The organism is Pseudomonas sp. CYM-20-01 (genome assembly GCF_023169845.1).
GTDB lineage: Bacteria > Pseudomonadota > Gammaproteobacteria > Pseudomonadales > Pseudomonadaceae > Aquipseudomonas > Aquipseudomonas azotoformans.
In genome coordinates, this window is sequence record NZ_AP025169.1 from 5,805,086 (window position 1) to 5,818,635 (window position 13,550).

The following is a 13,550-nucleotide window of genomic DNA, read 5'->3' on the forward strand; positions in this document are numbered from 1 at the left end:
CAGCCAACGACCGTCGCAAAAGCGGAGGTGGGCTAGACACTCTGGGTCAAGGCAGGTTGCTCTAACCCGCCTTAATACGAAGGGCAGTGCACGGCCCTTCGTACTGTTGTTTAACAAAACCATGACATTCACTGGGCTAACCTTGCCGGTTAAACCCAGCGTGGAACCCTTACCTGCATGCCGCACCTCGACACACTGCCCGCCGTATTGGCCGGCCCACTGCTGCGCCGCCTCGAACCCCGGCGCCTGGTGTTGTGGCTGGTGGGAAGTCGAGCCCTGGAACTGACCCTGCAGTTGCATCTACCCGCCCAAACCCTGGAGATCAACCTTGATCATTGCAAGGTCGTATCGGTTGGGCACCATGCTTTTATCCACTTGATCGATGTGCCATTGGACGAGGCCCTGCCCCTGGACGTCGCGATCGGTTACGACGTGTTGTTCGACAACACCGGCATCGCCGAGTGGGCACCCCACCTGCTGTACGCCAACACCCAATACCCAAGTTTTGTTTTGCACAGCCGTATTCATCAGTTGGTACACGGCTCATGCCGCAAACCCCACCACAGCGCCGATGAAGGCCTGCTGTGTGTCGATCGCCTGCTGGCCAACGCCTCCACTCCCGCCGACCGCCCGGCCCTGCTGATGATGAGCGGCGACCAGGTGTACGCCGACGATGTGGCCGGGCCGATGTTGCGCGCAATACATGCATTGATCACACGCCTGGGCCTGTTCGATGAATACCTGGAGGGCGCCGTGATCGACGACAGCGCAAGCCTCTACGGGCATCGTGCCAGTTACTACCATCGTGCCGACCTGCTGCCCGCACTGGACAGCAACGAAACCCTGCGTGAACGCTTCTTTGGCGGTGTGAAAAAGCCGATCTTCACCAGCAGCACTGCCGACAATCACCTGGTCACCTTCGCTGAAGTCATTGCGATGTACTTGCTGGTATGGTCGCCGACGCCCTGGGAACTGATCGCGCCTGAAGCGCCGCAACTGAGCACAGAAGAACTGCAGCGCTACGCCCGCGAACAGGTGCAGCTCGACCGATTCCGCGAGGGCCTGCCAGGTGTCGCCCGGGTGTTTGCCCACCTGTCCACCTTGATGATCTTTGACGACCACGACATCACTGACGATTGGAACCTCAGCGCCCAATGGGAAGCCACCGCCTACGGCCACCCGTTCTCTAAACGCATCATCGGCAACGCTTTGCTGGCCTACCTGCTGTGCCAGGGCTGGGGCAATCAGCCGGATGCGTTCAGCAAGCTGGTCAGCCAAACCCAGGCGCTTACCTGCCAGCCACAGGCCAATCACCTGGATGCCGCCGCCCAGGATGAATTGATCGACGCGCTGCTCAAGTTCCAGCAATGGCACTACGTACTACCCACCACCCCAGCCCTGGTGGTACTCGACACCCGCACCCGCCGTTGGCGCAGCGAGTTCACCCTCAAGCAACCGTCCGGCCTGCTCGACTGGGAGGCGTTGAGTGAGCTGCAACAGGAGCTGCTCGACCATCCCTCGGCCATTATCGTGTCACCCGCCCCCATCTTTGGCGTGAAGTTGATCGAAACAGTCCAGAAAATTTTCAGCTGGTGCGGGCACCCGTTGCTGGTGGATGCGGAAAACTGGATGGCCCATCGTGGCGCTGCCCAGGTGATCCTCAATATCTTCCGCCACTCGCGTACGCCGGGTAACTACGTGATCCTTTCAGGTGACGTTCACTATTCGTTCGTCTACGAAGTGCTGATCCGCCATCGCAACGCCGGCCCAAGGATCTGGCAGATCACCAGCAGCGGCATCAAGAATGAATTCCCCCCACGCTTGCTGGAATGGTTTGACCGGCTCAACCGTTGGCTCTACTCACCCCGCTCGCCCCTCAACGGGCTCACGCGCCGTCGCAGTATGCAGGTGGTGCCGCATATTCCCGAGCACGCCGAAGCCGGCGAGCGGTTGTGGAATTCGGCGGGGATCGGCCAGGTGTTTTTCAACGAGCAAGGCCAGCCTGAGGCGATCTACCAGCACAACGCGGATGGGAAGGGGCGGACGGAGATGATGGCACCTGGTAAATAGCCATTAGCCATCAACCTTTAGCCGTACATCTGCCCTATTCAAAGCACCCAGGCCCCGTTGTACAGTAGCGCCAGCCACGGAGTATCGGCGTCAACAACGGCAGGCCTTGAGGCCTGCTCAGGCAAGGAATGCGCACATGGTCGATAACTCCGACAACAACCCGTTGGAACAGGACTTCTCTCACTTCAACGCCGACATGCTGCACACCGTGCTGGAGTTGGTCAGCGACGGGATCTGGGACTGGAACGCCAACACCGGGTTCGTCTACCGCAACCCAGGCTGGTACGAAATGCTGGGTTATCCCCGCCACGCGCTGGAGAACAGTGTATTCACCTGGGAAAGCGTGATTCACCCGGACGACTATGCCCAAGTGATGAAGTTGTTTGACGACTACATCCACCGTCGCGCCCCTCACTACCAAGCCGAATACCGCTGTCGCAAAAAAGATGGCAGCTACCTGTGGATCGAAGACCGTGGCTATGTGATTGCGCGTAACGCAGACGGCTCGGTCGCACGGATGGTGGGCGCCCACCGCGACATTCATCTGCGAAAATGCTCCGTCGAGCAGTTGGAGCAACGCAATCAATCCCTTGAGGCACTGGTGGCCGAGCGCACACGCGAGCTGTCGCGGGTCAACCAGCAGTTGCAGCTACAGCTGGATGAAAACCGCTCGCTGGCCGAACGGGATGCCCTGACCCTGGTCGCCAACCGCTACCGCCTGGAGAAAGTGCTGCTGGAAGAATGCGACCGCGCCCAACGCTTTCGCCTGCCGCTGACGCTGATCGCGATGGATATCGATGACTTCAAGCCGATCAATGACCGTTTTGGTCATGGCGTGGGCGATCAGACGCTGGTGCAGGTGGTTGAATGTCTGCAACGCTGTATTCGCCCAGGTGATCTGTTGGCCCGATGGGGCGGCGACGAGTTTGTGCTGGTCCTGCCCAAGACCTCGCTGGACAGCGCGAAGGCACTGGCACATAGCATCCGCCAGCAATTGAGCAACAGTCCGCACAGCCACGACTTCAGCGTCACCTTGAGCCTGGGTGTAGCCGAGCGCGAACGGGATGAATCCCCCGCCGCCCTGATAGCGCGTGCCGACCAGGCGCTGTACCGCGCCAAGGCGGCGGGGAAGGATGGGGTCTCTGAATAACAGCCCCCGTGTTACCGAACCGGCGGCGCGTACTGGATGCCGCCGTTGTTCCACAGCGCGTTGAGCCCGCGCTTGATCTTCAGCACGCTGCCCTGGCCGATATTGCGCTCGAACACTTCGCCGTAGTTGCCCACCTGCTTGACGATCTGCACCACCCAATCCTTGCGCAGCTTCAGGTCCTTGCCGTATTCGCCATCAGCGCCGAGCAACCGCGCGACATCCGGGTTCTTGGTGGTCTTGGCCTGCTCTTCGACGTTCTGCGAAGTGATGCCCATTTCCTCGGCATTGAGCATGGCGAACAAGGTCCACTTGACGATGCTGAACCACTCGTCATCGCCTTTACGCACCAACGGCCCCAACGGTTCCTTGGAAATCACTTCCGGCAGCACCACGAACTCGTCCGGGTGGGCCATCTTGATGCGCTGGGCATACAGGCCCGACTGGTCGGTGGTCAGCACGTCGCAACGCCCGGCTTCCAGGCCCTTGGCGCTTTCGTCGGCGGTGTCGAAGGTGATCGGCGTGTACTTCATGCCGTGGGTGCGGAAGTAATCCGATACGTTCAGCTCGGTGGTGGTGCCGGCCTGGATACACACGGTCGCGCCGTCCAGTTGCTTGGCGCCGGTAACGCCCAGTTTGTTGTTCACCAGAAAGCCGATGCCGTCGTAGTAGGTCACGCCGGTGAACACCAGGCCCATGCCCGAATCGCGGGAGCTGGTCCAAGTGGTGTTGCGCGAGATCAAGTCGATTTCACCGGATTGCAGCGCGGTGAAGCGCTCCTTGGCGGTCAACTGGGTGAACTTCACTTTCGATGCATCGCCGAACACTGCCGCCGCCACTGCGTGGCACACGTCTACATCGATGCCGGTCATCTTGCCCGTGCTGTCCGGCACGCCGAAACCCGGCAGGCCGTCGCTGACACCACACTGGATGAAGCCTTTTTTCTGGATCGCGTCCAGGGTCACGCCCGCATAGGCGCTGCTCGCCAGGCCCAATGCAGCGGTGGTGCCGATCACGGCCAAGGTGGTTTTGAATGGGTTCATGCAAGGCTCTCCCTGTCATTCCTTATTATTCGGCGCCGTGCAGCCCGCGCCGGTTTATAGTGCTGCCGGGCAGTATCTACGGCTTCGCAGCGCTGCCACAAACGACCTTTAGGCAAAGGCTCCTTCCGATTTGGAATGAAGTGCATGATTTCAAAACGCTTGACCCCTTCGATGACCGCCCTGCAATGCTTCGAAGCGGCCGCCCGCCACTTGAGCTTCACCCGCGCCGCCGAGGAGCTGCACCTGACCCAGAGTGCGGTGAGCAAACAAGTGGCGCAGTTGGAGGAGATGCTCTGCCACAACTTGTTCGACCGGGTGCGCCAGCGTTTGTACCTGTCACCGGCCGGGTCGCTGTACCTGGCCGAAGTGCACAAGATCCTCACACAGGTGGACATCTCCAGCCGTTACATCCTCACCTACGGCGGCGAAACCGAAGTGCTGCGCATCGCCACCCAGCCGACCTTCGGCGACCGTTGGCTGGTGCCCAAGCTCAAGGATTTCGCGGCGCAACATCCGAACATTCACCTGGATGTGCGCAACGAGCTGGAGCCGTTCGATGTGTTGCAGGCCAAGGCGGATATCGCGTTTTTCTTCGGCCAGGGTTCATGGCCGGGAGCAACCTGCATCGAGCTGTTCCGTGAGGCGGTGGTACCGGTGTGTGCGCCGGGCTTTGTCGCCGAAGGCAGTGATGCTTCGTCGCGCCACACCCTGCTGCAATGCACCTCGCGCCCGGAGGCCTGGCATGAATGGTTCCTGGAGCAGGGCCTGCACTCGCAGAACAGCTATCACGGGCCGCGCTTCGACACGTTCTACATGTGCATTCGCGCGGCGCAATCGGGCTATGGCGTAGCCTTGGTGCCGCAGTACCTGGTGGCCGAAGAGCTGGCCCAGGGCAGCCTGATGATCCCCTGGGACTATGCGATGCCCAGCAGCGGCGCGCACTTTATCGCCCATGCCGAACATGCCGGCGAGATCCCCAAGGTGAAGGCCTTCCTGAGCTGGATGGTCGACTATGTGAGCGCACATCGCGATTTTCAGTCATGACCCGGCGACTTTATTTCGTTTGCGACAAGGGTGAGCGCCCGGCTTAGATAAAAGGACGCCCGTCACTGTCGAGTCTGCGATTCATGAGCCACGAAACCATCAGCCAGTCGATTTCCATCGTTCACCCCATCAGCCTCAGCCACGGTAAGAACGCCGAAGTCTGGGACACCACGGGCAAACGCTACATCGATTTTGTCGGCGGCATCGGTGTGCTCAACCTCGGTCATTGCCACCCGGGCGTGGTCGAGGCGATTCGTGACCAAGCCACCCGGTTGACGCACTACGCGTTCAACGCCGCCCCGCACACACCCTACATCGAACTGATGGCGCGGCTGACCGCATTCATCCCGGTGACCTACCCGGTCAGCGGCATGCTCACCAACAGCGGCGCGGAAGCGGCGGAAAACGCCCTGAAGATCGTACGCGGCGCCACTGGCCGCACGGCGGTGATCGCCTTCGACGGCGCCTTCCACGGCCGCACCCTGGCCACGCTCAACCTCAACGGCAAGGTAGCGCCTTACAAACAGAAGGTCGGTGTGCTGCCGGGACCGGTGTATCACCTGCCCTACCCGAGTGCCGACACTGGCGTGACCTGCGCCGAGGCGTTGAAGGCCATGGAGCGCCTGTTCAGCGTGGAAATCGATGTCAACGATGTGGCCTGTTTCATCATCGAACCGGTACAGGGCGAAGGCGGGTTTCTCGCACTGGATCGCGAATTTGCCCAGACGTTGCGACGCTTTTGCGATGAGCACGACATCCTGCTGATTGCCGATGAAATCCAGTCGGGCTTTGGCCGTACCGGCCAGCGCTTCGCGTTCTCGCGCCTGGGCATCGAACCGGACTTGATCCTGCTCGGCAAAAGCATCGCCGGTGGAGTGCCGCTGGGCGCCGTGGTCGGGCGCAAAACGCTGATGGACAACCTGCCCAAAGGCGGTTTGGGTGGGACCTATTCCGGTAACCCCATCGCGTGTGCGGCGGCCTTGGCCACGCTGGACGCGATGACCGACGAACACCTGGAGACCTGGGGCGCAGAGCAGCAACACGCGATCGTCAGCCGCTATGAAAGCTGGCGCGCGCAAGGCCTGCCGTACCTGGGGCGCTTGACCGGTGTCGGCGCCATGCGCGGCATCGAGCTGGCCCACACCGACGGCACACCCGCACCGCAGCAGCTCGCTCAACTATTAAGCCTGGCGCGGGACGCCGGGTTGTTGCTGATGCCCAGCGGTAAGTCGCGGCACATCATCCGTTTGCTTGCGCCGCTGACCATCGAGCCTGCGGTGCTGGAGGAAGGCCTGGATATCCTCGAGGCCTGCCTCAAGCAGTTGGGCTAGTAACGCGCATCCACGGGTCTGCCGCCGCTCGGCCAGTCCTTGACCTTGTCGGGGAAGTCCGGGCGCGGTTGACCCGAGAAATACGCCGCCACGTCCACGGCTTCCTGGTCCGACAAACCGCCCTGCCCCAGCGGGAATTTCTCGTGAAAGCCGATCGGCATGTTGCGTTTGACGAACGCTGCCGCCGTGTAGGTGCGCGCCATGCCGGCGCCGATGTTGAACGATTGCTCGCCCCACAGCGGCGGGTAGATCAGCTCGCCATCAGCGCGTGCCAGGCCCTGGCCGTTGTCGCCATGGCACACCGCGCACTGTTTGGCGTACACCTGCTTGCCATTGGCCAGGTCCGGCTTGAGCGCCGGATCGACCTTGCCTACGCCGCGCCCGGCGACTTTGTCTTCGGGACGGGTGTTGTTTTTCATCCAGTCGAAGTACGCAACCATCGCCTGCATATCCGCCGATTGCGGCGGCAGTGGCGTGCCATTCATCGAGCGGCGGAAACAGCCGTTGATGCGCTCTTCCAGGGTCACCACCTTGCCCGCACGCGGCGCATAGCTGGGGAAAGACGCCGAGACGCCCACGAACGGCGAACCATCCGCCACCGTGCCGGCATTGAGGTGGCAACTGGTGCAGTTGAGCGAGTTTCCGACATTGGCGGGCAACAGCGCTTTGGTTTGCAGGTGCAGGCGCATGCCACGAATGACTTGGTCGGCATTCGGGGCAGCGAGCAGATTGGCCAGTCGCGGGGTTTCAAACGCCGATGAGTCCGTGGTGGCCGGGTTGAGTTGGTCACGCAGTTTTTTCACTTGGGCAGCGCTGATCGGCGTGCCTTCGTTGCCCCAACGGGTGCGCACGAATGTCAGGATTTCGGCGATTTCCTGATCTTTCAAACGGGCGAAACCCGGCATGGTGTAGACCCGTGGGTGCGTCGCCGTCTGTGCGGTCTCCCAACCGGTGAGGGTGATGTGCAGCAGTGAAGTCGGGTTGCTGGACGCGATGCTCGGGTTGCCCGCCAGGGATGGGAACAGGCCTTTCACGCCCGCGCCATCGCTGCGGTGGCAGTCGCTGCAGAACTGCATGTAACCCAGGCCACCGCGGCTGGTGAACAAGTCCGCCGGGGGCGCGGCGGGCGCCACGGCCACAGCCGGCATGGGCAGGTCGTCCTTGCCGGGCGGCAGGGACTTCAGGTAACGGGCAATGGCCGTCAGGTCGTCGTCACTGAAGTGCTGGGTGCTGTGGTGAATCACATCAGCCATGTTGCCGGAGACCGTGGCAAAGCGGTTCTGCCCGGTCTTGAGCAGTTGCACGGTGTCTTCCACGGTCCACAGGTTGCGCAGGCTCAAGGCGCGCCAATGCTCGACTGTTTCACCGGCCAGGTAATGCTGGCCACTGCGCCCCGCGTCGCTCATGGCTTTTTCCTGGAAGGCAATGCCCCGTGGGGTGTGGCAGGAGCCGCAGTGGCCCAGGCCCTGGACCAGGTAGGCGCCACGGTTGAGCTGTTCATCTCGCGCCGGATCGGCCAGGAAGGGCTGTTTATCGAGAAAGGCGAAATTCCACAGCGCCAGGCCCCAGCGCTGGTTGAACGGAAAGCCCATGTCCGCCTCAAGATTGGCCTGCTGCACCGGCTCGACGCCTTGCATCAGGTAGGCGTACAGGGCGCGCATGTCGGTTTCGCTCATCTTGGCGTAGGACGGATACGGCATCGCCGGGTACAGGTTCATGCCCGTCGGCGTTACGCCTTCGCGCATGACGCGGTCGAACTGTTCGAAGGTGTAGCCGCCAATGCCCGTCTCGCGGTCCGGCGTGATGTTGCTCGAAAAGATCGTGCCCATCGGCGTGCTCAACTCCAGGCCGCCGGCCATGACCTTGCCTTGCTTGGCGGTGTGGCAGGCAATGCAGTCACCCAGTTGCGCGACGTATTTGCCCTGTTCAATCAGCGAGGGGTCAGGCGTGTTGGCGAGCAGGGGAAGAGACAGGCAAAGTGTCGCCCCCAGCAAGGCCAGGCGGGAAAGGGAAAGCGCCATCGCATTAGTCCTTTAATAACCCGGCGTGGGGTGGTCCCCTGGGCGCAGGTCAGTGGTCGTTTTTATGGGTTCATCAGGCCTCTGTGTTGTAACGGTTTTGTGGGCGAAGGGTGTTGATGTGGGTCAGGGGCAGATCGCTGGACAACGGTGTCGGTACTCAACGACTATCCACCACCGCCCACACACTGCAAGGACGCACGCTATGCTCGACATCCTTCAAGGCACGCCCATTTGGGTCTATGCCATTTACCTGTGGATTTGCTACTACGGCATCAAAGCCTGCCTGGGCGGACGCGAGAGTCGTCGCTCGCTGGTGATTCTGCCGGTGGTGCTGGTGATGTGGTCGTTGATGTCCCTGGCGCCTTCAATCTTGTCGAGCGGCGCCTGGGTCGGCGGTGCGGTGCTGGGCAGCCTGGTGGGGATGGCGTTGTTCAGTGCCGAAGACGCAAGGTTGGATGCCAATGGCGAAACCCTGGTGTTGCCGGGCACCTGGAAAACCTTGCTGATCTCGCAGCTGTTCTTTGCGGTGAAGTACTACTTCGGTTACCAACAGGCCGTGCATCCGTTGCTGCTGAGCACGCCGTCGATGCTGATGGCCGTTGGCGGCGTGTCGGGGTTTACCGTAGGTCTGTTTTGCGGGCGGGCAGTCCGACTGCAACGGGCGCTGACGGCGTTGCGTCGGGATAAGGGCATTGTGCTGCCTTGACCTGACCTCCCTCCCCCCTGAAAATGCCCGACGCTTTTTTGTCCTCGTTTACTGAAGTAGTGAAATTTCAATGTCCGATTCTTACACCGAACAATCCGCCGCCGAAGAATCCGTCGTCGCCTTGCACGCCAAAGCCGAATACGAAAACGCCATCAATCTTTCACAGCATCTGCCCGCGGCCAAGATCATCAGCGAGATGGTGCTGGACGCTTTCCACACCTCCAAGGAAAGCGATCAGATCCGCGAACTGCGCGTGGCCATCCGTCAGGCCCACGATGCCTTCGACGACGACAAGGCCTACGACCTGATGGGTCAGCTCAAGCAGCTCAAGGATGCCGAGGCCGCCGACAACGCTGCCCTGGAAAACTTGAGCAGCCAGTTCTCCATCAGCCGCATCCTGTCCAGCTTCAAGGGCGACCCCGAGTTCCAGGAGCTGGTCTACGGCCTGGCGCTTAAAGTGCTGAACCAGAGCCACCAGGCCATCAGCAACCCGAGCGCCGGCAAGAGCAAGGCATCCCGCCCGAAGAAAGAAGCCGAAGTGTTTGTGATCAGCAAGGATGGCATCAGCGTCACCCTGCCGCTGCGCACGCCGCGTTCGAAGCTTAACGTTGACCGTGAGGCGTTCGAGTTCCTGGGATTCAGCTTTGTGGGTGAAGGCGATGAAGCGGAGCTGGAAGCCGAGAGCTTTGTGGATAACACCGGCGCCGAGCAGCCTTTGAGCCGCAAGAGTGTGATTACTGCGTTGCAGCAGCAGACGGCGTTTGATGGGTACAGCATCGCGCAGCAGTAACCCTTAATCCCAGCCCTTTCAAGGTCTTTAGGTAGAACAGGCGAAAAGTACTCTGTGGCGAGCGGGCTTGTCCCGCGTTGGGCTGCGCAGCAGCCCTGAAACCCGCGGCCGAAGAATGCCTGTCTCAGCGCATTCCTCCTTCAAGGGTCGCTTCGCAACCCAACGCGGGACAAGCCCGCTCGCCACAGTTGCAGTGTTCGTCCTCAGCCAGATAGGGTCGGTTTTTCAAAGACCTTGAAAGGGATGAGCCTTAATCCGCAACACTACTGGGTACCGCTCCCACGTTTGATCGGCGTCGCGTCAACTGACCTGCTGCGCAAACACCTCGCGAAACCGCGCCATATCCTGCTTGTCTCCCACCGTCACCCGTACCCACTGCGGCCAGCTTTTAAACACCCGGCCGATCAGCACACCGTGTGCCGCCAGCTTCTCGATCACCTGCTCCGCCGGCTGTTTCACGTCGATCATGAAGCAGTTGGCCTGTGACGCCGTGCAGGTGAAACCACGCCCCTTCAACCAAGCCACAGTTTCATCACGCAGTTGGCTGTTCAGTGCCTTGCGTTGCGGCAGCAGTTTCACGTCTTGCAGGCTGGCAAGGCCACCCAGCAACGTGCTGCCTGCCGGCACGTTGTCACCGCCAAACACGGCCAGCCGCTCCAGCAGCGCCGGATGACCGATTGCCAGGCCCAGGCGCGCACCGGCCATGCCGTAGATTTTCGAGAAGGTGCGCAGCACCAGCAGGTCGTCGTGGTCCTTGACCCAACTGACCACGCTGGGAACATCGGCAAAGTCGATATAGGCCTCGTCCACCACCAGCACGCTGCCTTTGGGTTTGTTTGCCAAGGCCTGGCGGATGGCATCAGTGGACGTGACAGTGCCTGTAGGGTTGTTGGGGTTGCACAGATAGAGCATGCCAGCCTGGGGATCGGCGGCGAGCATGCCCGGGATGTCGTGGGCGTGGTCGGCGTTGAGGCTGACTTCCTTCACCGAGGCCCTGTTCGACTCAGCGGCCTGGCGTGGCACTTCGTAGGAAGGTGTGGGCATCACCAGTCCGCGGGTTTCGCTGGTGAATGCCAGCACTGCATAGCGCAGGGCAGCCATGGAGCCGGCAAATACCGCCACCTGTTCTTCGGCAATGCCCTGTTGTTGGGCAAACAGCCCGGCCAGGGCGTACATGTGTTTATAGGGATAACGCCCGGCTGTTGCGATTCCCTTCTGCATGGCTTCTCGGGCAGCCCGTGATGGCCCATAGGGGCTTTCGTTGTAGTTGAGCAGCACCTTGTCAGGCTTGGTCGGCGGCGGGCTGGCAACCGCCCAATCGAGGCGCCCCAGCAGAGGCAGGGCTGCGCCCAGGGCGAGAAGGGAGCGACGACTTACGCTGACCATAGGGCTACTCCTTGTAGGCGGGTGATGGATTCGCACAGCACGTACTGAGGGGTATGACGATAAACGCAGCCGGGGATTTAAACCCCGTCCAAGAAAAAGCCCCGCGCTTCTCTCGAAGGCGGGGCTTTTTCACTGCGGGACCACTCAGTGAGCGTAGGTCAGCAGCAGCTCTTTCGGTACTTGGAAATCCAGGGACATCATCACGCTCAGCGCGGTGATGGTGAAGATCGAGAACACGAACAGCTTGCGTGCCCAGACGGTGTCATCCACCGCCTTGTAGCCGGTCCAGGCCATGTACAACCAGTACATGCCCATGGCGGCGGCAACGGCGAGGTAGCTCATGCCGGCGTAGCCACTGAAGGTCAACATCAAGGTCGCCACGAGGAAGGCCAGGATGTACAGCAGGATGTGTTTCTTGGCGACCTGGATACCACGCTTTACCGGCAATACCGGAATCGACGCAGCCAGGTAGTCATTGAAGCGGAAAATCGCGATGGCGTAGGAATGCGGCATCTGCCACAGGCTGAACATCACCAGTAGCGTCAGCGCGGCCATGTCGAAGCTATTGGTTACAGCCACATAACCAATCACCGGCGGCATCGCCCCCGACAGACTGCCCACCAGCGTGCCGTGAACCGACTTGCGCTTGAGGTACAGGCTGTAGAGGCCGACGTAGATGACAAAACCGATCACGGCAAACAGCGCCGCCAGCGGGTTGGCCACCTTGTACAACAACGCCACACCGGCAACACCCAGGACGGTCGCGTAGATCAGTGCCAGTTTCAGGGAGATGAGGCCCTGGACCAGCACGCGATTCTTGGTGCGCTCCATCTTGATATCGATGTCACGGTCGATGCAGTTGTTGAACACACATCCGGAAGCTACCACCAGGGACGTACCGATCATTGCAGCCAGGAAGATGGCCAGATCGACATGTCCCTTGGAGGCCAGGAAGAAACCGCCCGCCACAGAAAGCACGTTACCGAAAATGATCCCCGGTTTGGTGATTTGGATAAAGTGCTTAAGCGACATCGGGTCTTACCTCACTTCGCCATCATGAACGTATGGATGCTGAACATGATCCATATCGACAGGCCAACCAGCAGTACGATTACGATCCCTGCGAACACGAACGCAACCACGTTGTCGCGCTGCTCCTTGGAACGGTCCAGGTGCAGGAAGTACACCAGGTGCACCAGAACCTGAATCACCGCGAATGCCAGCACGATCATCAAGGTGATCGACTTCGGCAGGGTCGGGTACATCACCAGACCGAACGGGATGAGCGTCAGGATTACCGACAGGATGAAGCCGATGGCGTACGACTTGACGCTGCCGTGGCTTGCATCATGGCTGTCATGGTCATGGGAGTGTGCATTAGCCATTACAGAGTCCCCATCAGGTAAACAACGGTGAAGACGCAGATCCAGACCACGTCCAGGAAGTGCCAGAACAGGCTCAGGCAGGTCAGGCGAGTCTTGTTGGTGTTGGTCAGGCCGTGCTTATTGACCTGATACATCATCACCGCCATCCACAGCAGGCCGGCAGACACGTGCAGACCGTGGGTGCCTACCAGCGTGAAGAACGCGGACAGGAAGCCGGAACGGTGCGGGCCGTAGCCTTCGGAGATCAGCAGGTGGAACTCGTTGATCTCCATGCCGATGAAGCCCAGGCCGAACAGGAAGGTCAGGGCCAACCAGCTCAGTACGCCTTTCTTGTTGCCCTTGTAGAAGGCCAACATGGCGAAGCCGTAGGTGATCGAACTGAACAACAGCAAGGCGGTTTCGCCGAGCACGTAAGGCAGTTCGAAGATGTCGTGGCCCGACGGGCCACCCGCTACGTTGTTTACCAGTACCGCGTACACCGCGAAGATCGACGCAAACAAGATGCAGTCGGTCATCAGGTAGAGCCAGAAACCGAAAACGGTCATCGGCCCCGAGTCGTGGTGATGGTCATCGTGCCCATGGTCATCGACATGGGCGTGTCCAGCATTGGTCACTAAGTTCGACATG

12 protein-coding genes are annotated in these 13,550 nt (G+C 60.7%); 6 read left to right on the plus strand and 6 right to left on the minus strand.

Annotated elements, in window-relative coordinates:
* Positions 1-177 precede the first annotated feature (177 nt).
* Together M2497_RS26420 and M2497_RS26425 are read left to right on the plus strand one after the other, a co-directional pair.
* Positions 178-2,070, plus strand: a complete 1,893-nt coding sequence (locus M2497_RS26420) for an alkaline phosphatase D family protein (protein WP_248484313.1) — start codon at positions 178-180, stop codon at positions 2,068-2,070.
* 136 nt (positions 2,071-2,206) lie between these two features.
* Entirely contained in the window at positions 2,207-3,220 is a 1,014-nt protein-coding gene (locus tag M2497_RS26425; protein ID WP_248484315.1) for a diguanylate cyclase, read from the plus strand.
* Positions 3,221-3,231: 11 nt separating this feature from the next.
* Here M2497_RS26425 and M2497_RS26430 read toward each other — a convergent pair whose 3' ends face one another.
* The gene (locus M2497_RS26430) at positions 3,232-4,260 is read right to left on the minus strand and encodes an amino acid ABC transporter substrate-binding protein (RefSeq protein WP_058423421.1); all 1,029 of its coding nucleotides are present in this window, start codon (positions 4,258-4,260) and stop codon (positions 3,232-3,234) included.
* A 144-nt stretch (positions 4,261-4,404) separates the two neighbouring features.
* Here M2497_RS26430 and M2497_RS26435 point away from each other — a divergent pair, with 144 nt between their 5' ends.
* Together M2497_RS26435 and M2497_RS26440 are read left to right on the plus strand one after the other, a co-directional pair.
* A complete protein-coding gene (locus M2497_RS26435) occupies positions 4,405-5,304 on the plus strand; it encodes a LysR substrate-binding domain-containing protein (RefSeq protein ID WP_248484317.1) in 900 nt (299 codons plus the stop codon).
* 83 nt (positions 5,305-5,387) lie between these two features.
* Positions 5,388-6,635, plus strand: a complete 1,248-nt coding sequence (locus M2497_RS26440) for an aspartate aminotransferase family protein (protein ID WP_248484325.1) — start codon at positions 5,388-5,390, stop codon at positions 6,633-6,635.
* Here the strand turns inward: M2497_RS26440 and M2497_RS26445 are convergent.
* Positions 6,632-8,656, minus strand: a complete 2,025-nt coding sequence (locus M2497_RS26445) for a c-type cytochrome (RefSeq protein ID WP_248484327.1) — start codon at positions 8,654-8,656, stop codon at positions 6,632-6,634. The genes M2497_RS26440 and M2497_RS26445 overlap by 4 nt on opposite strands.
* 202 nt (positions 8,657-8,858) lie before the next feature.
* On the opposite strand from M2497_RS26445, the gene M2497_RS26450 reads away from it, so the two are divergent.
* Together M2497_RS26450 and M2497_RS26455 are read left to right on the plus strand one after the other, a co-directional pair.
* Positions 8,859-9,362: a DUF6622 family protein gene (locus M2497_RS26450; RefSeq protein ID WP_248484329.1), complete on the plus strand. Its 504-nt coding sequence runs from the start codon at positions 8,859-8,861 to the stop codon at positions 9,360-9,362.
* Positions 9,363-9,432: 70 nt separating this feature from the next.
* Positions 9,433-10,152, plus strand: coding sequence for a hypothetical protein (locus M2497_RS26455; RefSeq protein WP_248484332.1), 720 nt, complete (start codon positions 9,433-9,435; stop codon positions 10,150-10,152).
* Positions 10,153-10,452: 300 nt separating this feature from the next.
* Here M2497_RS26455 and M2497_RS26460 read toward each other — a convergent pair whose 3' ends face one another.
* From M2497_RS26460 to M2497_RS26475, 4 genes are all read right to left on the minus strand, one after another.
* Entirely contained in the window at positions 10,453-11,538 is a 1,086-nt protein-coding gene (locus M2497_RS26460) for a pyridoxal phosphate-dependent aminotransferase (protein WP_248484335.1), read from the minus strand.
* A gap of 144 nt (positions 11,539-11,682) precedes the next feature.
* On the minus strand, positions 11,683-12,570 hold the full coding sequence (gene cyoE / locus M2497_RS26465) for a heme o synthase (RefSeq protein WP_003194050.1): 888 nt from the start codon (positions 12,568-12,570) through the stop codon (positions 11,683-11,685).
* Between the two features lie 11 nt (positions 12,571-12,581).
* Entirely contained in the window at positions 12,582-12,923 is a 342-nt protein-coding gene (gene cyoD, locus M2497_RS26470) for a cytochrome o ubiquinol oxidase subunit IV (RefSeq protein ID WP_016979640.1), read from the minus strand.
* On the minus strand, positions 12,923-13,549 hold the full coding sequence (locus M2497_RS26475; protein ID WP_058426759.1) for a cytochrome o ubiquinol oxidase subunit III: 627 nt from the start codon (positions 13,547-13,549) through the stop codon (positions 12,923-12,925). Before M2497_RS26475 ends, cyoD begins: the two co-directional genes overlap by 1 nt.
* Position 13,550: the final 1 nt, after the last annotated feature.